General features: G+C 72.5%; 22 protein-coding genes and 1 tRNA gene. 13 read left to right on the top strand and 10 right to left on the bottom strand.

The features are described from left to right. Position 1 precedes the first annotated feature (1 nt). The 11 genes from ABLE68_RS06740 (at position 2) to ABLE68_RS06690 (ending at position 10,729) form a co-directional block, all read left to right on the top strand. On the top strand, positions 2-2,032 hold the full coding sequence (locus ABLE68_RS06740; protein WP_348870545.1) for a bifunctional aldolase/short-chain dehydrogenase: 2,031 nt from the start codon (positions 2-4) through the stop codon (positions 2,030-2,032). Next, entirely contained in the window at positions 2,029-3,489 is a 1,461-nt protein-coding gene (locus tag ABLE68_RS06735) for a rhamnulokinase (protein WP_348870544.1), read from the top strand. Before ABLE68_RS06740 ends, ABLE68_RS06735 begins: the two co-directional genes overlap by 4 nt. Positions 3,490-3,500: 11 nt before the next feature. Continuing rightward, on the top strand, positions 3,501-4,229 hold the full coding sequence (locus ABLE68_RS06730; protein ID WP_348870543.1) for a (Fe-S)-binding protein: 729 nt from the start codon (positions 3,501-3,503) through the stop codon (positions 4,227-4,229). A 17-nt stretch (positions 4,230-4,246) separates the two neighbouring features. After that, on the top strand, positions 4,247-5,662 hold the full coding sequence (locus ABLE68_RS06725) for a lactate utilization protein B (RefSeq protein WP_348870542.1): 1,416 nt from the start codon (positions 4,247-4,249) through the stop codon (positions 5,660-5,662). Then, positions 5,659-6,249, top strand: coding sequence for a LutC/YkgG family protein (locus ABLE68_RS06720; protein WP_348870541.1), 591 nt, complete (start codon positions 5,659-5,661; stop codon positions 6,247-6,249). The genes ABLE68_RS06725 and ABLE68_RS06720 overlap by 4 nt, the downstream gene beginning before the upstream one ends. Positions 6,250-6,279: 30 nt before the next feature. Further along, entirely contained in the window at positions 6,280-8,178 is a 1,899-nt protein-coding gene (locus tag ABLE68_RS06715) for a CocE/NonD family hydrolase (protein WP_348870540.1), read from the top strand. Between the two features lie 37 nt (positions 8,179-8,215). Continuing rightward, entirely contained in the window at positions 8,216-8,797 is a 582-nt protein-coding gene (locus ABLE68_RS06710; RefSeq protein ID WP_348870539.1) for a TIGR03086 family metal-binding protein, read from the top strand. A gap of 42 nt (positions 8,798-8,839) precedes the next feature. After that, positions 8,840-8,929 (top strand) — tRNA-Ser (locus ABLE68_RS06705). Positions 8,930-9,019: 90 nt separating this feature from the next. After that, on the top strand, positions 9,020-9,418 hold the full coding sequence (locus ABLE68_RS06700) for a hypothetical protein (protein WP_348870538.1): 399 nt from the start codon (positions 9,020-9,022) through the stop codon (positions 9,416-9,418). A gap of 28 nt (positions 9,419-9,446) precedes the next feature. Continuing rightward, positions 9,447-9,977 carry a gamma carbonic anhydrase family protein gene (locus ABLE68_RS06695; protein ID WP_348870537.1) on the top strand — a complete coding sequence of 177 codons (531 nt, stop codon included), beginning with the start codon at positions 9,447-9,449 and terminating at the stop codon, positions 9,975-9,977. Beyond that, positions 9,974-10,729: a crotonase/enoyl-CoA hydratase family protein gene (locus ABLE68_RS06690; protein ID WP_348870536.1), complete on the top strand. Its 756-nt coding sequence runs from the start codon at positions 9,974-9,976 to the stop codon at positions 10,727-10,729. Before ABLE68_RS06695 ends, ABLE68_RS06690 begins: the two co-directional genes overlap by 4 nt. Positions 10,730-10,747: 18 nt before the next feature. Here ABLE68_RS06690 and ABLE68_RS06685 read toward each other — a convergent pair whose 3' ends face one another. Both ABLE68_RS06685 and ABLE68_RS06680 read right to left on the bottom strand, forming a co-directional pair. Continuing rightward, positions 10,748-11,032 (bottom strand): hypothetical protein, encoded by a 285-nt coding sequence (locus ABLE68_RS06685; RefSeq protein WP_348870535.1) that lies wholly within the window; start codon positions 11,030-11,032, stop codon positions 10,748-10,750. 60 nt (positions 11,033-11,092) lie between these two features. Next, positions 11,093-11,446 (bottom strand): hypothetical protein, encoded by a 354-nt coding sequence (locus tag ABLE68_RS06680; RefSeq protein WP_348870534.1) that lies wholly within the window; start codon positions 11,444-11,446, stop codon positions 11,093-11,095. Positions 11,447-11,506: 60 nt separating this feature from the next. Here ABLE68_RS06680 and ABLE68_RS06675 point away from each other — a divergent pair, with 60 nt between their 5' ends. Both ABLE68_RS06675 and ABLE68_RS06670 read left to right on the top strand, forming a co-directional pair. Next, on the top strand, positions 11,507-12,385 hold the full coding sequence (locus ABLE68_RS06675) for an AAA family ATPase (protein ID WP_348870533.1): 879 nt from the start codon (positions 11,507-11,509) through the stop codon (positions 12,383-12,385). Next, positions 12,382-13,761: a vWA domain-containing protein gene (locus ABLE68_RS06670; RefSeq protein WP_348870532.1), complete on the top strand. Its 1,380-nt coding sequence runs from the start codon at positions 12,382-12,384 to the stop codon at positions 13,759-13,761. The genes ABLE68_RS06675 and ABLE68_RS06670 overlap by 4 nt, the downstream gene beginning before the upstream one ends. Here ABLE68_RS06670 and ABLE68_RS06665 read toward each other — a convergent pair. From ABLE68_RS06665 to ABLE68_RS06630, 8 genes are read right to left on the bottom strand one after another with little or no spacing between them, the layout of a single operon-like run. After that, positions 13,758-14,480, bottom strand: a complete 723-nt coding sequence (locus ABLE68_RS06665) for a methyltransferase family protein (RefSeq protein ID WP_348870531.1) — start codon at positions 14,478-14,480, stop codon at positions 13,758-13,760. The genes ABLE68_RS06670 and ABLE68_RS06665 overlap by 4 nt on opposite strands. A gap of 49 nt (positions 14,481-14,529) precedes the next feature. Beyond that, positions 14,530-15,561 (bottom strand): alpha/beta fold hydrolase, encoded by a 1,032-nt coding sequence (locus tag ABLE68_RS06660; protein ID WP_348870530.1) that lies wholly within the window; start codon positions 15,559-15,561, stop codon positions 14,530-14,532. Positions 15,562-15,582: 21 nt separating this feature from the next. Beyond that, positions 15,583-16,875: a hypothetical protein gene (locus ABLE68_RS06655; protein WP_348870529.1), complete on the bottom strand. Its 1,293-nt coding sequence runs from the start codon at positions 16,873-16,875 to the stop codon at positions 15,583-15,585. Next, on the bottom strand, positions 16,872-17,768 hold the full coding sequence (locus ABLE68_RS06650; protein WP_348870528.1) for a hypothetical protein: 897 nt from the start codon (positions 17,766-17,768) through the stop codon (positions 16,872-16,874). Before ABLE68_RS06650 ends, ABLE68_RS06655 begins: the two co-directional genes overlap by 4 nt. A 6-nt stretch (positions 17,769-17,774) precedes the next feature. Beyond that, positions 17,775-18,224, bottom strand: coding sequence for a hypothetical protein (locus ABLE68_RS06645; protein WP_348870527.1), 450 nt, complete (start codon positions 18,222-18,224; stop codon positions 17,775-17,777). A 30-nt stretch (positions 18,225-18,254) separates the two neighbouring features. Continuing rightward, positions 18,255-19,550: an alpha/beta hydrolase family protein gene (locus ABLE68_RS06640; protein ID WP_348870526.1), complete on the bottom strand. Its 1,296-nt coding sequence runs from the start codon at positions 19,548-19,550 to the stop codon at positions 18,255-18,257. Further along, positions 19,547-19,963: a WXG100 family type VII secretion target gene (locus ABLE68_RS06635; protein WP_348870525.1), complete on the bottom strand. Its 417-nt coding sequence runs from the start codon at positions 19,961-19,963 to the stop codon at positions 19,547-19,549. The genes ABLE68_RS06640 and ABLE68_RS06635 overlap by 4 nt, the downstream gene beginning before the upstream one ends. A 58-nt stretch (positions 19,964-20,021) precedes the next feature. Next, positions 20,022-21,206 (bottom strand): pyridoxal phosphate-dependent aminotransferase, encoded by a 1,185-nt coding sequence (locus tag ABLE68_RS06630; protein WP_348870524.1) that lies wholly within the window; start codon positions 21,204-21,206, stop codon positions 20,022-20,024. Positions 21,207-21,285 lie beyond the last annotated feature (79 nt).

The following is a 21,285-nucleotide window of genomic DNA, read 5'->3' as shown; positions in this document are numbered from 1 at the left end:
AGTGAGCACCGCACAGGAGCTGATCGCCCGGTCCAACCGACTGGGCGCGGACCCGAAGAACACCAACTACGCCGGGGGCAACACGTCCGCCAAGGGCACGGAGACCGACCCCGTCACCGGCCAGGACGTCGAGCTGCTCTGGGTCAAGGGATCCGGCGGTGACCTCGGCACGCTGCAGGAGTCCGGCCTCGCCGTTCTGCGCCTCGACCGGATGCGCGCGCTCGTCGACGTCTACCCCGGCGTCGCCCGTGAGGACGAGATGGTCGCGGCGTTCGACTACTGCCTGCACGGCAAGGGCGGTGCCGCTCCGTCGATCGACACCGCGATGCACGGGCTCGTGGACTCGGCCCACGTCGACCACCTGCACCCCGACAGCGGGATCGCGATCGCGACCGCCGTCGACGGCGAGCAGCTCACGCAGAAGATCTACGGCGACAAGGTCGTCTGGGTGCCGTGGCGTCGTCCGGGCTTCCAGCTCGGCCTCGACATCGCCGCGATCAAGGAGCAGAACCCGCAGGCGGTCGGCTGCATCCTCGGTGGTCACGGCATCACCGCCTGGGGTGACACCAGCGAGAAGTGCGAGAAGAACTCGCTCTGGATGATCCGCACCGCCGAGAAGTACATCAAGGCCAACGCCAAGAAGCTGCCCTTCGGCGCCCGGGTCAAGAAGTGGGAGCCGCTCAGCCCCGCCAAGCGGCGTGCCCGTGCCGCCGAGATCGGCGCGACCCTCCGCGGCGTCGCGTCGCAGGACCGGCCGATGGTCGGTCACTTCACCGACGACAAGGTCGTCCTCGACTTCCTCGCCAGCCGCAACCACCCGCGCCTGGCCGAGCTCGGCACGTCGTGCCCCGACCACTTCCTGCGGACCAAGGTCAAGCCGATGGTGCTCGACCTGCCGCCGGACGCGCCCCTGGAGAAGGTCAAGGCGCGCGTCGCCGAGCTGCACGAGGCCTACCGCGCCGACTACGCCGGCTACTACGACCGCAACAAGGTCAAGGGGTCGCCCGCCATGCGCGGCGCCGACCCGCTGATCATCCTGGTGCCGGGCATCGGCATGTTCTCGTACGGCGCCAACAAGCAGACCGCCCGCGTCGCCGGCGAGTTCTACATCAACGCGATCAACGTGATGCGCGGGGCCGAGGGCCTCTCGACGTACGCACCGATCGACGAGTCGGAGAAGTTCCGCATCGAGTACTGGGCGCTCGAGGAGGCCAAGCTCCAGCGGATGCCGAAGCCCAAGCCGCTCGCGACCCGGATCGCGCTCGTGACCGGCGCCGCCGGTGGCATCGGCAAGGCCACCGCCAAGCGCCTCGCCGCCGAGGGTGCCTGCGTCGTCATCGCCGACCTGTCGCTGGAGAGGGCGCAGGCCGCCGCGGCCGAGATCGGTGGCACGGACGTCGCGATCGGTGTCGCCGCCGACGTGTCCGACGAGGCTGCCGTGCAGGCGATGGTCGACGCTGCGGTGCTCGCGTTCGGCGGTCTCGACCTGGTCGTCAACAACGCCGGGCTCTCGCTCTCGAAGTCCCTGCTCGACACCACCGCGGCCGACTGGGACCTCCAGCACGACGTGATGGCCAAGGGCTCGTTCCTCGTCTCGAAGGCCGCCGCCCGCGTGCTCATCGACCAGGGCATGGGCGGCGACATCATCTACATCTCGTCGAAGAACTCCGTCTTCGCCGGGCCCAACAACATCGCCTACTCCGCCACCAAGGCCGACCAGGCCCACCAGGTCCGGCTGCTCGCCGCCGAGCTCGGTGAGCACGGCGTCAAGGTCAACGGCGTCAACCCCGACGGCGTCGTCCAGGGCTCCGGCATCTTCGCCAGCGGCTGGGGCGCCAACCGCGCCGCCGTCTACGGCGTCAAGGAGCAGGACCTCGGCAAGTTCTACGCGCAGCGCACGATCCTCAAGCGCGAGGTGCTGCCGGAGAACATCGCCAACGCGGTCTTCGTGCTCTGCGGTCCCGACATGACGCACACCACCGGACTGCACGTGCCCGTCGACGCTGGTGTGGCGGCGGCCTTCCTGCGATGACTGAGCCCATCCGCGTCGCCGCGGTCGACCTGGGCGCGACCAGCGGTCGCGTCATGGCCTGCCGCGTCGGCGCGCGCACGCTCCACCTGGAGGAGATGCACCGCTTCCCGAACGGCGGGGTGCCGGTGCGCGGCTCGCTCTTCTGGGACGCGCTCGGCATCCACCGCGAGGTGCTCGCCGGCATCCGTGAGGTCGCCCGCACCGGTCGCCTCGACGGCATCGGCATCGACTCGTGGGCGGTCGACTACGGCCTGCTCGACCACGACGGCGTGCTGCTCGGCAACCCCTACTCCCACCGGGACGCCCGCACCCTCGGCGTACCCGAGCAGGTGCTGGAGACCGTCAGTGCCACCGAGCTGTACGCCGTGACCGGGCTGCAGCTGCTGCCGTTCAACACGGTCTTCCAGCTGGTCGCGTCCCAGGGAACGGCCGCGCTCGAGGCGGCCGAGACGCTGCTGCTGCTGCCGGACCTGCTGTCCTACTGGCTGACGGGCGAGGTCGGCGCCGAGCGCACCAACGCCTCGACGACCGGCCTCTACGACGTCCGCTCGCGCGAGTGGTCGCTCGACCTCGCCAAGCGCCTCGGTCTGCCGTGGGCGATCCTGCCGCCGCTGCGCGACCCGGGCTCGGTCGTCGGACCGCTGCTCCCCGAGGTGGGAGATTACGTCGGGCGCGCGGACGTCCCCGTCATCTCGGTCGGCTCCCACGACACCGCCTCCGCGGTCGTCGGTGTCCCGGCGGGCGAGGAGAGCTTCGCCTACATCTCGTCGGGCACCTGGTCGCTGGTCGGGCTCGAGCTCGACGCCCCGGTGCTCTCGGAGGAGGCACGCGCGGCCAACTTCACCAACGAGGGCGGCGTCGACGGCACCGTCCGCTTCCTCAAGAACGTGATGGGCCTCTGGGTCCTCTCCGAGTCGCTGCGCACGTGGTCGGACCGGCGGCTCCGGGACGCGACGCTGCCGGCCCTGCTCGCGGGCGCGGTGGAGTCGCCGCCGCTGCGCACGGTCGTCGACATCGACGACCCGCGCCTGCTGACCCCCGGCGACATGCCGGCCCGCATCCAAGCGCTCGCCGAGGAGGCCGGGGAACCGATCCCGCGCTCGCCGGTCGCGATCACCCGCACCATCCTCGACAGCCTGGTGCTCGCCTACCGCAAGCAGGTCCGCCAGGCCGCGACCCTGGCAGGCCGCGACGTCGACGTCGTCCACATCGTCGGTGGTGGCTCCCAGAACGCCCTGCTCTGCCAGCTCACGGCCGACGCCCTCGGCGTACCCGTCCTGGCTGGTCCGGCCGAGGCCGCTGCACTCGGCAACGGCCTGGTGCAGGCGCGTGCGCTCGGAGCCGACCTGCCCGACCTGGCCGCGATGCGCGCGCTGGTCCGGCGCACCCACGACGTACGCCGCTACGAGCCCCGCTCCGGGCTGGACTGGGATGCCGCCGCGTCCCGACTGGGGTGAGGATGGGGGACATGCGCGTCGCGTTGATGGTCACCTGCATCAACGACGCCCTCTACCCGGACACCGGGAAGGCGGTCGTCACGCTGCTGCGACGGCTCGGCGTCGACGTCGAGTTCCCGGCGGGGCAGACCTGTTGCGCCCAGCCGATGGTCAACACCGGCTACCTGGACGAGGCGGTGCCGGTGGTGCGCAACTTCGTCGACGCGTTCGCGGGGTACGACGCGGTCGTCGCCCCGTCCGGGTCGTGCGCCGGCTGCGCCCGCCACCAGCACTCGATCGTCGCCCGTCGCTCCGGTGACGCCTCGCTCCAGGTGGCCGTCGCGGAGACGTCGCCGAAGGTCTACGAGCTGTCCGAGTTCCTCGTCGACGTGCTCGGGGTGACCGACGTCGGTGCCTACTACCCGCACACCGTCACCTACCACCCGACCTGCCACTCGCTGCGGATGCTCGGCGTCGGCGACCGGCCGCGGCGGCTGCTCGAGGCCGTCCGCGGGCTGACCCTCCTCGACCTGCCGGACGCCGACCAGTGCTGCGGCTTCGGGGGCACCTTCGCGGTCAAGAACGCCGACACCTCCGTCGCGATGGGCACCGACAAGGTCCGCCACGTCCGCGACACCGGCGCCGAGGTCCTGGTCGCCGGCGACAACTCCTGCCTCACCCACGTCGGCGGTCTGATGATGCGCGAGCAGGCCGGCGTACGCACCGTGCACCTCGCCGAGATCCTGGCGGCGACCGAGTGAGCGGCACCTTCGTGGGGATGCCGACGTTCCCCGTCGCCGCGCACGAGGCGCTCGGCAACGCGCAGCTGCGCCACAACCTCGCGCACGCCACCGGCACCATCCGTGCCAAGCGGCAGCGGCTCGTCGACGAGGTCAACGCCAACTCCGACTGGGAGGCCCTGCGCCTGTCGGGCGCCGCGGTCAAGGAGTCGGCGCTGGTCGACCTCGCCACCTACCTCGAGCGGCTCGAGGAGACCCTGACCGCCAACGGCGCCACCGTCCACTGGGCGCGCGACGCGGCCGAGGCCAACGCGATCGTCGCGTCGGTGGCCAAGAACCACGGCGTCGACGAGGTCGTGAAGGTCAAGTCGATGGTCACCCAGGAGATCGGGCTCAACGAGGCGCTGGCCGAGGAGGGGATCGCCGCCTGGGAGACCGACCTGGCCGAGCTGATCGTCCAGCTCGGCGACGACCTGCCCTCCCACATCCTGGTGCCGGCGATCCACCGCAACCGGTCGGAGATCCGCGAGATCTTCCTGGACAAGATGGCGGCTGCCGGCCGGCCCGCACCCGCGGACCTGACCGACGACCCGGGTGCCCTCGCGAGCGCGGCCCGGCTGCACCTGCGCGAGAAGTTCCTGCGCGCGAAGGTCGGAGTCTCCGGCGCCAACTTCGCGGTCGCCGAGACCGGGACGCTGGTCGTGGTCGAGTCCGAGGGCAACGGCCGGATGTGCCTGACCCTGCCCGAAGTGCTGATCTCGGTGGTCGGCATCGAGAAGGTCGTCCCGACCTGGGACGGCCTGGATCCCTTGCTGCGCCTGCTTCCTCGCTCCTCGACCGGCGAGCGGATGAACCCCTACACGTCCACCTGGTCGGGCGTCACGCCCGGCGACGGACCGCAGGAGGTGCACGTCGTCCTGCTCGACAACGGCCGCACCAACGCGCTCGCCGACGAGGTCGGCCGCCAGGCGCTGCGCTGCATCCGCTGCTCCGCCTGCCTCAACGTCTGCCCGGTCTACGAGCGCACCGGCGGCCACGCCTACGGCTCGGTCTACCCCGGCCCGATCGGCGCGATCCTCAACCCGCTGCTGCGCAGTCCCGGCACCGACGAGCAGGTCGACTCGCTGCCCTACGCGTCCTCGCTCTGCGGCGCCTGCTTCGAGGTCTGCCCGGTCCTCATCGACATCCCCTCGGTGCTCGTCGACCTGCGCGCGCAGGTCGTCGACGCCCACCGGGGCGGGGTGCCGAGTCCCGAGGCCGCGGCGATGAAGGCCACGACCTTCGCCTTCTCCGACTCCCGGCGGCTCGCGCTCGGCGAGCGGTTCACACGTCTCGGGCTCGGCATCGGCCGTCGCGTCGGCGCCAAGAAGTGGACCGCCACCCGCGACCTCCCGCCCGCGCCGAAGGAGTCCTTCCGCCGCTGGTGGAAGCGCACCGACGGGGGCCGGTCGTGAGCGCCCGCGACGACATCCTCGGCAAGGTCCGGTCGGCCCTCTCCGGTGTCGAGAGCGGGTACGCCGTGCCGTCGGCCCCTCGGATCACCCCGGTCGCCGACGTGGTCGCCCACTTCGTCGAGCGGGTTGAGGACTACAAGGCGGTCGTCGAGCGCTGCACGGCTGCGGAGCTGGCCGACCGGGTGGTCGCCGCCATCCCGGCCGGGTCGCGGGTCGTCGTACCCGCCGGGCTCTCGGTCGTCGTGCCCGGCGCCGACGAGGACGCCGGCTTCACGTCGTACGAGCTCGACGCCTACGACGCGGTCGTGACCGAGGCGCGCGTCGGCATCGCCGAGACCGGCACGATCGTGCTCGACCACCAGCCGGGCCAGGGCCGCCGCGCGATCTCGCTGGTCCCCGACCGGCACGTCTGCATCGTGCGCACCGACCAGGTGGTCGAGGACGTTCCCGACGCCCTGCCGCTGCTCGACCCGAGTCGCGCGCACACCTGGATCAGTGGCCCGTCGGCCACCAGCGACATCGAGCTCGACCGGGTCGAGGGCGTCCACGGGCCGCGGATCCTGCACGTCCTCGTCGTGGGGCCGTAACTCCCTGTTACACGTTCTCGTTTCACCCGTGTGAACCGCACCCACACGATCCTCGCCCGCGTCGCCACCGCCCTGGTCGCCGGCGCTCTCATCGGGCCGCTGCCCGTGCTGACGTCGCTCAGCGGCTCGGCCCACGCCGCGCCGGCCGCTGCGAAGGCCACCACGAAGAGCGGCTGGACGGCCCGCCCGGCCGACTACCCCGGGACGGTCACCCGCAAGGACCTCGCGATCCCGATGGACGACGGCGTGGTCCTGCGCGGCGACCTCGAGCTCCCGGCCGACGCCGACGGCAACGTGGTCCAGGGCCGGTTCCCGGTGATCGTCACGATCACCGCCTACAACAAGTCGTCCGGCAGCGTCAGCGGCGGGCTGACCGGGCCCAGCCCGAGCTACCTCGTGCAGCGTGGCTACGCGCAGCTGACCGTCGACGCCCGCGGCACCGGCAGCTCGGAGGGCGAGTGGGCCGCGTTCAGTCGTCGCGAGGACAAGGACGCCGGCGAGATCGTCGAGTGGGCGCACTCCCACAAGCGGCCGTGGAGCAACGGCAAGATCGGCATGAGCGGTCCGTCGTACCTCGGCATGAGCCAGATCTTCGCCGCCGGCTCGCAGCCGAAGGGGCTCAAGGCGATCTTCCCGCAGGTGCCCGCGGCCGACGTCTACCGCGACGTCGTCGCGTCCGGTGGTGCCATCGACGTCGGGTTCATCCCGCTCTGGCTCGGCCTGGTCACGGGCACCGGCGTGATCCCGCCGGCGGTCACCGCGACCGACCCGGAGTCCGGGTTCGGCGCGCTGATCGACCACCTCTCCGCGGCGGCGACGTTCACGATCCCGCTGATGCTCAAGGCGCTCGCCGGTGGTGACGAGGCGTACGACGGCACGTTCTACCGCGACCGTTCGCCCAACCGGGTCATCAACAAGGTGACCGTGCCGACCTTCCTGGTGAGCGGCGAGTTCGACATCTTCCAGCGCGGCACCCCGCTGCTCTTCGAGAACCTGCAGAGCCGCGACGTCCCGACCAAGATCATCATCGGCCCGTGGGACCACCTCGAGGGTTCGTCCGCCGCCGACATCGACCAGGCCGGCTACGGCAGCCTCGGTGAGCTGCAGCTGCGGTGGTTCGACCGCTACGTGCGCGGCATCGCCGACCCGACGCTCGACTCCGACATCCCGCCGGTCACCTACTACGAGCAGGGCAGCGGCGACTGGACGCACGCCCAGCACTGGATGGGCGACCAGCACGCCGAGACCTTCAACCTCTCGGGTTCCGCTGCGGCCGGTGGCGGCATCGGTGTGCTGACCGACGGCCAGGCCGTCGACGGCCGCGCCTACGTCCCGCCGGTCCCGGTCTCCGGGCTCTGCACCCGCTCCACCAACCAGTGGACCGCCGGGCTGCCCGAGGCCGCGCTCGCCGACCTGCCGTGCTGGAGCGACAACGCCCCCAACGACAAGTCCGGCGTCGTCTTCCAGACCGACCCGCTGACCCACGCGGTGCGCCTGCGCGGCCCGATCAACGCCCACCTCTTCACCTCCAGCCCGAGCGGCGACGGCATGCTGTCGGTCTCGGTGTCCGACGTGGCGCCCGACGGCACCGTCACCCGCCTCACCGGCGGCTGGCAGGTCGTGTCGATGCGAGCGCTGGAGAAGAAGCGCAGCCGCTACCTCGACGGCAAGCTGATCCAGCCCTACCACCCCTTCACGAAGGCGTCCGTCCGGCCGTTGGAGTCCGGTCAGGTTGCGCCGGTCGACGTCGAGATCTTCCCGACAGCTGCTCAGATCGCGCCCGGCCACCGGCTGCGGATCGCGATCCAGGCCTTCGACGCCCCGCACCTGCTCCCCACCGCGCCGACCCTGCCGAAGAGCCTCACCGGGCTGACCATCCGCACCGGCCCACTGTGGCCGTCGACGCTGACGATCCCCGCGATCGGGTGACCGATGAGTCCTGCGGCCGAGCCCGGTCGGAGGACCCATGGAGATCATCGACTTCGGTCCCGTCACGTCCGCCGTCGCGGAGCTGGTCGCCGGCGTGCGTGACGACCAGCTCGGCAACCCGACCCCCTGCCCGGCGTACACCGTCGGCGACCTGCTCGACCACATCGGCGGGCTGTCGCTCGCCTTCCGGTGCGCGGCCACCAAGGAGCCCGCGCCCGGCGGCGGCAACGCGTCCGGTGACGCCTCGCGGCTCGAGCCCGGCTTCCGCGACCGGATCACCCGCGACCTGGCAGCGCTCGCCGACGCGTGGCGCGACCCTGCGGCGTACGCCGGGCTCACCATGGCCGGTCCGATCGAGATGCCTGCGGAGATCGCGGTCCTGGTCGCGCTCGACGAGGTGACCGTGCACGGCTGGGACCTGGCCCGCGCCACCGGGCAGGCCTACGACCCGGACCCGGCGGCCGTGCTGGCCAGCCTGTCCTTCGCGCAGTCCTTCGAGGTGCCTGCGGGAGCTCCCGACGGCGGCCCCTTCGGACCGCCCGTCGCGGTCCCGTCCGATGCCCCCGCCCTCGACCGGCTGGCTGGCGCGACCGGCCGCGATCCGGGCTGGACGCCCTGACCGATTTCTCGACCGCCGACCCCCTCCGGTAATCTTCCGCGCGGTGGCGTGTCCGAGCGGCCGAAGGTGCAACACTCGAAATGTTGTGTGGGGTCAAACCCACCGTGGGTTCAAATCCCACCGCCACCGCCAGCCGAAGGCCCCGGATCTCGATCCGGGGCCTTCGTCGTTTCCACTCGATCGCGGATGGAACTTCGACGGACGGCGGCGCGTCACACCCCCATGCGCCTGGCCCTCCTGCTCATCGCCCCGCTCGCGATCACCGTCACGCCGTACGCCGCGGCTCCCGCGAATGCCTCGTGCGTCGGACCCATGATCGGCGGTGGCTCGGTCGTGCTCGACCGGGCGAGCGACGAGACGGTGCAGGGCCGCTACTTCCAGAAGGGCTGTGCCGACGTCGGTGTCTGCACCCCCGACGGCTGCACGTACGAGGAGACGTCACCGCGCAAGCACGTGCGTCTGCGGATCACCCAGGACGGTCACCGCTGGCTCCTCGACACGGCTGACGCCGACAAGCGCAACCGGGTCACCTGGCACTTCCGGCTTCCCGGCGGCGTCGATCCCGGCCGAGCCGTGCTGCACGCGCCCGGCGCGCAGCCGGTGGTGGTCCGCGTCCGCTGACATCCGGCCAGGGGTGTGGAATGACCCCATGCCTCTTTTCGAGTTCGAGGGCAAGCGCCCCGTCGTCCACCCCGACGCCTTCGTCGCTCCGACCGCGACCCTGATCGGCGACGTGACCGTCGGCGCCGGTGCGAGCATCTGGTACGGCGCGGTGCTGCGGGCCGACATCTGCACGATCGTCATCGGCGAGGGCGCGAACATCCAGGACAACTCGGTGCTCCACGCTGCGCCCGGCACCAGCCTGGTGGTCGGCCGCAACTCCACCGTCGGCCACGGCTGCGTCGTCCACTGCGCGGAGGTCGGTGAGCAGGCGCTGATCGGCAACGGGTCCACGCTGCTCGACGGCGCGAAGATCGGCCCGCGCACCCTGGTCGCCGCCGGATCGGTCGTCACCCCCGGCACCGAGATCCCGGGTGGGATGGTCGCCGCCGGCATCCCGGCGAAGCCGACCAAGCCGATCGAGGGGACCTCGTCGGAGTTCTGGGTCGAGCAGAACCCGCCGTACTACCAGGAGCTCGCGAAGCGCCACCGCGCCGGAGCCCCGGAGATCGTCGGATGAGCGTCCGGGTCGAGGTCGACGGGGCGGTCACGACCGTCGTCATCGACCGGCCCGAGGCCCGCAACGCGGTCGACGGGCCGACCGCGGTCGCCCTGGTCGAGGCGTTCCGCGCCTTCGACGCCGACCCGACCCAGGCCGTCGCCGTGCTGTACGGCGACGGCGGCACGTTCTGCGCGGGCGCCGACCTGAAGGCGATCGGCACCGAGCGCGGCAACCAGGTCACCGAGGACGGGGACGGCCCGATGGGGCCGACCCGGATGCGGCTGTCGAAGCCGGTGATCGCCGCGATCGAGGGGTACGCCGTGGCCGGCGGGCTCGAGCTCGCCGCGTGGTGCGACCTCCGCGTGGCTGCTGACGGCGCGGTGCTCGGGGTCTTCTGCCGACGGTGGGGAGTGCCGCTGATCGACGGCGGCACGGTCCGGCTGCCGCGGCTGATCGGCACCAGCCGCGCGATGGACCTGATCCTCACGGGCCGACCGGTCGACGCGTGGGAGGCCGAGCGGATCGGACTGGTCAACCGGGTGGTGCCAGCGGGCCAGGCGCGTGTCGAGGCCGAGGCGCTGGCCCGGTCACTGGCGGACTTCCCCCAGGAGTGCCTGCGCCAGGACCGGCTCTCGCTGCTCGAGCAGGAGGGTCTGGCCGTGGAGGAGGCGATGGCGGGCGAGCTGCGGCACGGCGTCGTGTCGCTGGAGCACGCGATCGAGGGGATCGCCCGCTTCGGGTCCGGCGAGGGCCGGCACGGGACGTTCTAGGCGAGTCGCCCGAGGTGGCTAGCGGTCGTCGCCGCTCGGCGAGGCCTCGACCCGGCCGAGCATGTCGGTGAGGTGCTGCCGCATCTGCTCGCGGTGCTCGGTCGCCAGCTGTCGCAGGTGTGCGACCTCGAGGCGCGCCGACTCCAACAGACGTTCGGACTCCTCGCGGGCGGAGGCCAAGATCGCGTCCGCGTCGCGCCTGGCCTCGGCGCGCCACTCATCGGTCTCGCGGGCGGTGATCTCGAGCAGGCGGGCTGCCGCGGGGGAACCGGCCTGGTCTTGGGTGTCAGCGTTGATGCTCATCGCCGGTCGTCGTACCCAGTTCGCCGGATCGCCAACCGTCCGCCCCGCGTGGTCTACGCCTCAGCCCCGCGCGGGCGGGTCGTCCAGGCACACCGCGACCAGGGTCGCGGCGCCGTGGCGGGTGTAGACCTCCCAGCCGGTCTCGAAGTCGACGTAGCGGAGCGTGCCCCCTGCCGAGCGGACGATCGCGGACCGCGGCTGCGCGGAGGAGCCGAACCCGCTCGGCGAGCAGTGGTGCCGCGCCACGAGGCGCTCCACCGCGGTGGGCTGGTCGACGACGTACCGCGACTGCTGCCCGACCGGCGTGCTCCCGCCCGTGGAGCTGAGCAGCCCCACGGCGACGATCGCCGCCACGACGGCGGCCTTCGCCGCGGTCAGGGTCAGCCGCACGGTGCGGGTCGGTCGGTAGAACATGTTCCATAAACGACGGTGGGCACCGCGAGGTGACGCACCTCGATGAGCGAGGATGGTCACATGCCGCAGCCGAGCTCCTGGTTCTCCTCGCCCGACGACGCCGCCGCCCGCCTCGCGGAGGCGGGCTACCTCGCCGACCCGGCGACCGCGACGACGGCCTACCTCGCCGGCGCTCTCGAGAAGCCGTTGCTGGTCGAGGGACCAGCCGGTGTCGGCAAGACCGAGCTGGCCAAGGCCGTCGCGACGGTGACGAACGCCGAGCTGGTCCGGCTCCAGTGCTACGAGGGTCTCGACGAGGCCCGTGCGCTCTACGAGTGGAACTACAAGAAGCAGCTGCTGCGCATCCAGTCGTCCCAGGGCGACGACCAGACCTGGTCGGAGACCCACGACGACATCTTCACCGACGAGTTCCTGCTGACCCGGCCGCTGCTCACCGCGATCCGGCGCGAGGAGCCGACCGTGCTGCTCATCGACGAGGTCGACAAGACCGACGTCGAGGTCGAGGGGCTGCTGCTCGAGGTGCTCTCCGACTTCCAGGTGACGATCCCCGAGCTCGGCACCGTCTCCGCCGTACGCCGCCCCTTCGTGGTGCTGACCTCCAACGCCAGCCGGGAGCTCTCCGAGGCCGTCAAGCGGCGGTGCCTCTACCTCCACCTGGAGTACCCCGATGCCGAGCGCGAGCGCGAGATCGTCACCTCGCAGGTGCCCGACCTCGACGACCGCGTGGCCGGCCAGCTGGTCGCCACGATCGGTCGCCTGCGCGACCTGGACCTCAAGAAGGCGCCGTCGATCGCCGAGTCGGTCGACTGGGCGCGCACCCTGGTCTCGCTGGAGATCGGCGAGCTCGACGAGAAGGCGATCGCCGACACCCTCGGCGTCGTGCTCAAGCACGTGTCCGACCAGCAGCGGGCGATCAAGGAGCTGCGGCTCCGCTCATGACCTCCGGACTCGTCGACCGTCACATCTCCTTCCTGGAGGCGCTCCGCGCCGCCGGGCTGTCGGTGTCGCTCGCCGAGGACCTCGACGCGGTGGCCGCGCTCTCCGCGCTCGACTGGGACGACCGGTCGGTCGTCCAGGCGGGGTACGCCGCCACGCTGGTGAAGAAGCAGTCGCAGCGACCGACCTTCGACGCGCTCTTCGACGTCTACTTCCCGCGGATGGTCGGCGACGGCGTGGCCGGTCAGCGCGACGAGGGTGACGACACCGACCCGGGGGTGCGCGACAACGCCGAGGCGCTGGCCGGGTTCCGCGACCAGCTGCTCGACGCACTGGCCGAGGGCGACCAGCAGGCGTTGCTGGAGATGGCCGCTGAGATGGTGGCCCGCTTCGGGGCGATGCCCGGTCGCGGACCGGGTCTCTCGTCGTGGTCGGCGTACACCGCCCTGCAACGGGTCTCGCCGTCCGAGCTCGTCGACAAGATCGTGCAGGCGCTGATGGCCGACGGTCGCCTCGACGAGGAGGCACGCCGCGAGGCCGGCCGCCGGATCGGCTCGTTCACCTCGATGGTCGAGGCCGACGCGCGCCGACGGATCGCCGAGGAGAAGGGGCCCGAGCACGTCGCCAACGTGGCGATCCGCCCGTCCATCGACCGGCTCGACTTCACCGCTGCGCGCAAGTCCGACCTCGAGGAGATGCGGCGCGAGATCTACCCGCTCGCCCGGCGGCTCGCGACGCGGCTCACCCAGGAGCACCATGCGAAGCGGCGCGGTCCGCTCGACTTCCGGCGTACGGTCCGCGCCTCGATCTCCACCGGCGGCGTCCCGCTCGTCACCCACCACAAGCCGAAGCGTCCGCACCGCACCGAGCTGGTCGTGCTCTGCGACGTGAGCGGGTCGGTCGCCAACTTCGCGCAGTTCACGCTGCTGCTCGTCTACGCGCTGCGCGACCAGTTCGAGAAGGTCCGCGCGTTCACCTTCATCGACCACGTCCACGAGGTGACCGAGCACTTCAAGCCGGGCGCCGACGTGGCCGACGTGATGGCCGACCTCGCCGCCAGCACCGCCCACGCCGCCCTGTGGGGACGGACCAACTACGGCCGCGCGCTCGTGAAGTTCGAGGAGTCGTACGCCGACGCGCTCGGCCCCAAGTCGTCGCTGCTGATCCTCGGCGACGCCCGGTCCAACTACGCCGACCTGCAGCTCGACGTCCTCAAGCGGCTGGCCGGGTCCTCGAAGCACGCGTGGTGGCTCAACCCCGAGCACCGGCGCCACTGGGACACCGGCGACTCCGTCGCGACGAGGTACGGCGAGGTCGTGCCGATGGTCGAGTGCCGCAACCTGGTGCAGCTCCAGGAGTTCGTCCACGACATCCTCTAGACGTAGGCCCGGCGCCGGGGCAGACCGGGGACGAGGGCGGGGACGCGCGCTGCGTAGTCGTCGTACGCCTGACCGAACGTCCGTCGCAGGTCGCGCTCCTCGAAGTGGATGCCGATGGCGACGTAGGCGCTCGCGCCGGCGGCGAAGAGCAGGTGCGAGGCGCCCAGGTGCGGTGTCGCCCAGAAGGCCAGGAGCAGCCCGGTCATCAGCGGGTGCCGCACCACGGCGTACATCCCACCGACCTGCAGCTCGTCGCTCGCCGCGCGCGGCCCCAACCAGCCGGCCTGACGCAGGCCGGTCAGCTCGAAGTGGTCCACGGCGTACGTCGCGGCGACGGCCAGCAGCCAGCCGGCACCGCACAGGACCCAGAGCACGACGGCGGCCGGTCCCTCGACGTGCCAGACCTCGCCGCCGAAGGGTTGCCAGAGCAGGAGGAGCAGGGCCAGGCAGAGGTCGGTGGCGAGCACGTACGTCGTGCGCTCGAGGCGAGTCGGGACCCAGCGACGGAGGACCGCCTTGACGCCGGGGCGGGCCATCAGCGAGTGCTGGACGGCGAAGAGAAGCAGGAGGGCGAGGTCGGTGCCCACCGCGGCCGCGGTGCCGGTCCGGGCGGGGCCGTCGACGGTCCGCGGCACCACGACGTCGGCGAGGAAGAGGACGGTCCACGCCATGACGGCGTTGAAGCCGGCCCAGGCGACGGCGGAGAGGAATCGGGTCATGCCCTCATGCTCGGGCGGTCCGACCACCCGGCGCAGGCGTGGAACTACCTCACTTGCCCGGCTCGCGGGCGACGTACCAGGCGGCCACCTGGGCCCGGGACCGGAAGTCGAGCCGCAGCCGGATCCGCTCGAGGTGGGACTCGGCCGACCGCTCGGAGATGCCGAGACGGTCGGCCAGCTCCCGGTTGGTGAGGCCGTCCGCCACGAGCGCCGCGACCTCCAGCTGGCGGGGGGTGAGGCCGGTGGGCACGGCACGTCGCAGGCGCGGCAGCCCGAGGAATCGGCGGACCTGGTCGACCACCGCGTCGGCGTCGCCCAGGGCCGGGAGGTGGGAGCGGCCCTCGAGCTCGACCAGCTCGGCGGTGGGGATCGCCTCGGCGAGCGCCCTGCCCTGAGCGATCGGGGCGGCGCGGTCGTGCGACCGGTGCAGCACCAGGGTCGGCGCGGTGATCTCCGCAAGCGCGGGGCGCACGTCCAGGTCGTAGGCGAGCCCGAGGAGCGCGACCGCGGTGTCGGCCGAGGAGGCGGCGCGCTGGTACTGCGCCAGGGCGCGCCGCGTCCCGGCGTCCGTGTCCGGTGCGAACACATCGGTGAGCAGGTCCGAGCCGAGTCCCCAGTGGGTGGCGAGCAGGCCGAGCACGTGGCGTCGGCTGTCGTCGTCACCGATCGCGGCGCCGGTCGCCCAGCCGCCGTAGAGGACCAGCGTCGAGACGGTCTCGGGCCGCTCGGCCGCCCACTGCGCGGCCACGGCGGCGCCGAGCGACCAGCCGAACAGGTCGAAGCGGGAGGCGTCGAGCGCCTCGGTCACCGCGCGGAGGGTGGCCAGCTCCAGCGCCATGGTGCGGGGACCCTCGTAGGGACCGGAGAGACCGCAGCCCGGGCGGTCGTAGCGCACCAGCGTCCGGCCCGACGACAACGCCTCGTGGAACATGCGCTCCGCCGGGATCGACCAGCCGAGCTCGAGGTGGCTCAGCCATCCCGGCACCACCAGCAGGAGAGGCCCGCTGCCGGTGAGCGCGTAGGCGATCTCGGTGCCGTCGTCCAGGTGCGCCGTGCCCCAGCGCTGCTCGTGTGCGGCCACGGAACCAGTGAACCGCACCGGCTAGTGCAGGTAACCGTCCTCCCGCATCGCGTCGAGCTCGGCGCGCAGGTCGGGGTGGTCGGAGCGGTCGGCCACCCGGGCCCCGGCGATGTAGCGCTCGGTCCCCTCGATCTCGGCGCCGTCGAACACCACGGTCAGCCGATTGTCGGCCGCTGCGTTGACGAGTGAGCCGAGCAGCGCGACGGGGTCGTCGCGGTCCTCGATCGACAGCATCCGGGTGTCCTTCGGGACGCGCGGCACCAGGGCCGACGGGGCGCCCGCCGTGACGACCCGGTCGACGTCGAAGAGCTCGGACTCGGCCATGCCGGCGATGTCGAGAGCGGTCGGGCCACCCTGGGCGCAGCCGACGAGCATCACGTGGGCAGGGCCGTCGTCGTGCTGGCGTACGGCGACCTCGATCGCGCGCTCCACCCGCTCGGCGTACGGCACGTGGTCACCGCCGACGAGGCGCAGGCCGGAGCCCGACCGACCGTGGGGACCGGGCAGGTAGACGATGTAGCGCCCCGGCGCCACGTGGTCGACGCCGATCGCGCGGGTCTGCGAGAACAGCGTGGTCATCAGGCCCTCGAGGCCGGGCGGCCGGTCGCCGGGGGCCTCGTCGCCGCCGTCCGGGTCGTCAGGGCCGTCAGGAGGCGGTGGGTCGACGACCCCTCCGGCGACGTCGCGCAACGCCGCGCCCAGGTCGATCGTGAACGGCAGCACGCCGATCGCCGCCAGCCCGCCGCGCGCTGCCGACGGTCCGGAGTCGGCGGCCAGGGCCGGCGAGGTGAGCAGCGAGCGCATCTGCAGCCCGTCGAGCAGGCCACCTCCGCTGGTGGCGTGCTCCATCAGCTCGGGGTTGTTGGCGGCGAGCTCGTCGAGATAGGCCGTGACGCCGTCGCGGTCGAGCGCGTCGGTCTCGATCAGTCCGGCGGAGACGACCGCGCCGCCGAGGGCGACCTCGGGCGCGAGGTAGCCGAGCGCGCGGCCGGCGACCGAGCCGATGGTGCGGTAGGCGGCGTCCCGCAGCTGGTCGATCCAGCGGTAGGTGAGCACGGTCGCGCGCACCACCAGCGCGTCGGCGTCGAGCTCGGCCGACCGGGACAGGAGCCCGTCCTGTCCGGTCGTGGCCGCGCGGACGTCGTCGTCGAAGCGGGCGTAGGTCGCGGGCGCGAGCTCCGCCGACTCGGCGACCGCCGGGTCGCGGGTCAGCTGCTCCCCGAGCCCGGCGCGCGTGCGCATGTCAGCACCGGCCGCGTCGAAGAGGTCGGCCAGTCGGAGCATCTCGTCGTAGCGCTCGTCGAGGGAGGTCATCGCTTCACCTCGGCGAGGACGGGCGCGAGCTCCCTCGCCAGGTCGGCAGGCTCGACGCGGTCGACGACCACGCGGTCGACACCGTCAGCGCGTCGTGGCCGCAGGGCTCGCCAGCCGTCGGCGAGCAGCACCCAGGACACGACGCCCACGACGGAGGTGTCGTCGCCCGACACGTCGGCGACCATCGCCCGGAGCCGCCCCTGCGACTCACTGGTGAGAGCAGTGAGCACGGTGATCACGCTCAGGTCGGAGACCAGCACGGAGAGCAGGTCGCTGCGGCCGGTGCGGCCGGCCTCGACGGCCGCGTCGAGCAGCTCGTAGGGCAGGTCGGCGCGGTCGGGGACGACGGAGCTGCGGAGCGCGACGTCCTCGGGGAGCCGGGCGACGCGGGCCAGCTCGCCGGCCCACTGGTCGCTGGCGAACCAGGCGATCTCGTAGACGAGTCCGTCGGCGGTCGCGAGCGAGGCCACCGCGCCGCCGCGCTGGCGGTGCCACGCGACCACGCGCGAGGTGCCGGCTCGGACGTCGAGGTCGACGGCGACGTCTGCCTTCGCGAGCAGCCCGACCGCGCCGAGCAGGCCCTCGTCGAGGACGGTGTCGACGAGCAGGCCACGGCGCGAGAGCGACGACTGCGGGTCGTGGAGCGCGCTGCGGGCCGCGGCGTACGCCTCGGCGTCGACGGCCGCCGGGGAGACGCCGAGCCGCCCGCCGAGACCCGTGGCGTCGGCAGTGGTGGGGTCGGAGACCTCGAAGGGCAGGGGAGCGCCGCCGGCGCGCTCGGCGACCAGGCACAGCTCGGGCAGCGTCACCGTGATCCGCCGGGGGAGGGCCGGAAGCGTGCCGGGTGCGTGACGGCGGGTGGGCGGCGGTGCGCCCAGGTCGATGGTCGGCATGGGTCCTCAGAGCCCGGGGAGCTCGACCGAGAGCCAGTCTCGGTGGCCCGCGGGCGGTCGGGTGAAGGCAGCCAGCAGTGCGTCTTCGGGAGCCGGCGCGATGCGTACGTCGTGCGTGGCGGCGTCGGTGCGAGCGATGCGGGTGTGGGCGTCGGCGACGAGGGAGTCGGCCTTGCGCTCGATGCCGGCGATCGCGTCCTTGAGCCGTTCGACCTCGACCACGTGCGCGTCGAGCGAGTCAGCTGCGGTGTCGTGTCGACCGGCGAGGTCGCGCAGCCGGCTGGCCCGCTCGCGGATCCGCTCGCCGAGGGCGGCCGCGGCGCGGCCGGTCCACCGAGCGCCCTCGGTCTGGGCGACCAGCCGGTCGGCCAGCGCGCGCAGGTCGACACCCTGCTCGCGGAGCTCTCCCGAGCGCCTGCGCATCACCTCGGTCTCGCCGTACATGTCTCGTCGCATGCCCCCAACCACTCCTCGTGAAACGCGCTCTCACCGTGCGCGGACGACCTGGAAGACGTGACTGGTCACACTCGGCGGCCGTCCGTCGGTGGCCAGGAACCCGTGTGTGGACAGGCTGTCGAGCTGTTCGACCACGGACGGATCCGTCGATGCGTCGACCGCTGCGGCGCCCGCGAGGTAGTGCCCGTAGTCGTGGTGGTCGACGATGCTCGTGCCCCCGTCCTCGAAGGTCACGGTCACCTGGCCGACGGTGTCCGGGTTGGGTGCGCCGTCGAGCGTCGGCACGATGTCGCCCTGGTGCTCCAGCGACAGCACGTGGGTGCCCTCGGGGAAGCCGTGGACCTGTGCGGTGGGTGATCCCGCCGTGACCACGTTGGTGATGTCGAAGCCGTGCGCGTGGCTCGCGAGCGCCGCCGCGTCCATGCCGCCGAGCGAGTGACCGACGAGCAGGACGGGCTCGTGCGGTCCGATGCCGGCCTGGTGCATCGCGTCGAGGATGCCCTGCTGGTAGCCGGTCGGCAGACCCGCGTCGGAGCGCAGGTCGGTGGGCAGGTCGCGGATGTCGTCGTCCTTGGTCCACGGCAACGTCGCCAGGTCGTCGGTGCCGGGCAGGTAGACGACGTGGCGCGCCCCGTCCGTCCCGGCGTCGTACGACTGGATCTCGATGGTGCCGTTGTCGGGGGAGTCCGGCCCCTGGGAGAAGAGTGCGACCTGGTGGAGGTGGTCGATCAGGCCGGTGAGGTCGTGGGGCTGCTCGCCGCCGGACGGCACGACGAGGTCGGGACGGGCGGTGGTCCGGGGCGTGCCGTCGTCGCCGTACGCCAGGGCGAGCAGGGCTCCGGTCGTGCCCGCGCCGGCGCCGTGGACGGCGTGCTGGACGAGGCCGGGATGGGCGACGACCTGGTCCTCGAGGGCGTCGGGCCCGAGGACGGCTGCGATGCCGAGGGCGGCGGGTACGACGGCCAGGCAGACCTCGCGGTCGAGCGAGCCGACCGTGGCGCTGACGAGCGCGTCCGCCAGCTGGAGGCGGTCGACCGCGCAACGCACCAGCGCCGCATCGGCCTCCCAGCCCAGGGACTCCGGCAGCAGGCCGTCGGGTCCGGTCGTCGCCGCGACCACGGCGTGCTCCGCCTCGGCGAAGGTCAGCGGCGAGAGGATCGCGGAGGCGACGAGGTCGGGGTCGGCCATGACCCGCGCGCCGAGGCCGGCCCAGCCGCGCAGCACGCTGCCGGCCGCGTCGCAGGTGTCGGCGAGGGCCCGCACGGCGTCGTACGTCGCAGCGACGCCGGCGACTCCGCCCCGGACGTCGGCGATGTCGGCGCTCATGCGAGGGCCTGCAGGTCGACGGTGAGCCACTCGCGGCTGCCGGGTGGGGGTGGCACGAACCGGTCGAGCAGGTCGTCGCCGGTGACCTTGTCGACCAGGCCGGTGATCGTGTCGCGGGCGGCATCGAGCAGGTGCAACGCACGACGTTCGATCGCCGCGATCAGGTCCTGGAGCCGCTCGACCTCGCGGGCGTGCCGGTCGAGCGCCTCGGCAGCGTCGTCGTGGAGCCGGGCGGTGCGGAAGAGCGCGCCGACCTGGTCCCGGAGGTGGTGGCGCATCGCGTCGGCGGCGCACCCCTCCCACGGCACCTCGACCGCGCTCGCGGACAGTCGCGCTGCGTGGTCGCGGATCTCGTCGGCGCGGTCGCGCAGCGCGCGGGCCAGGCCACGGATGGCGTCCGGATCTCCGTACATGTCGCCCCCTCGGGTTGGTTGCCGAGGAGCGTCGCCGACGAGCGGCTGTGGAGAAACGTCAGCGGTCGAGGGCTGTGGACAGCCGCCTGAGAGCCTCGTCGATCTCGGCACCGGGGCCCGCGAAGCTGAGCCGGACGAACCTGCTGCCGTCGACGGTGTCGAAGTCGATCCCCGGCGCCATCGCGACCCCGGTGGTCGCCAGCATCTCGTGGCAGAACCGCATCGTGTCGTCGGTCAGGTGGCCGACGTCGGCGTACACGTAGAACGCGCCGTCGGCCGGGGCGAGCTCGGTGATCCCGAGCCGGGGCAGGCCGTCGAGCAGTCGCTCCCGGTTGTCGGCGTAGCGCGCGACGTGGCCGTCGAGCTCGACGTACGACGGGTCGCTGAAGGCCGCGATGCTCGCCCACTGCGCGAGCACCGGCGGGCAGATCGTGAAGTTGCCGGTGAGGATGTCGACCGCGCGCCGGAGCCGGTCGGGGACGAGCATCCAGCCGATCCGCCAGCCGGTCATGGAGAAGTACTTGCTGAAGCTGGAGAAGACGACCGCCTCGCGGCTGGTCTCCCAGGCACTGCGGGCGAGGTGGGGCTCCCCTGTCGAGAACGGGGCGTACTCGATCCCGTGGTAGATCTCGTCGGAGATCAGCTGGATCTGCTGCTCCTCGCAGTACGTCGCGAGCGCGGCCAGCTCGCTCGGGAGCAGCATCGTCCCGGTGGGGTTGGCCGGGCTGGCGACGACGAGGCCCTTGATGTCCTTCAGCTCGGCCAGCTGCTCGACGGTCGGCTGGAAGCGGGTCTCCGGGCCGGTCGGGATCTCGACCACCTCGCAGCCGAGCGCGGCCAGGACGTTGCGGTAGCAGGGGTAGCCGGGGCGGGCCATCGCCACCCGGTCGCCGACCTCGAACGCCGCGAGGAACGCGAGCAGGAACCCGCCGCTGCTGCCGGTCGTCACCACGACCTCGTCCGGGTCGACGTCGATCCCGTGCATCCGCTTGTGATGGGTGGCGATCGCCTCGCGGAGCTCGAGCACGCCCGCAGCCGGCGTGTAGCCCAGCGCGTCACCCGAGTCGAGCAGCCGCTTGGCCTCCTCGCGGACCGGACCGGGAGCGCCCGTCATGGGCTGGCCGGCCAGCAGGTTGAGCAGGTCGCCGTGCGTGCGCTGCCGGGTCGTCGCCGCCGCCAGCAGGTCCATCACGTGAAACGGCGGGACGTTGGCGCGCGACGCCACCTGGAACCGGTCGGTCATGGGGCGAGCGTACGGGTGTCGGAATACCCGGTTCACCGGGTATTGCCGCACTTCTGGGGTGTTGCAACGCCCCAGAAGT

The organism is Nocardioides pollutisoli (assembly GCF_040045055.1).
GTDB lineage: Bacteria > Actinomycetota > Actinomycetes > Propionibacteriales > Nocardioidaceae > Nocardioides > Nocardioides tweenelious.
Note: the sequence above shows the minus strand (reverse complement) of the source record. Positions and strands in the feature narration are given on the sequence as shown.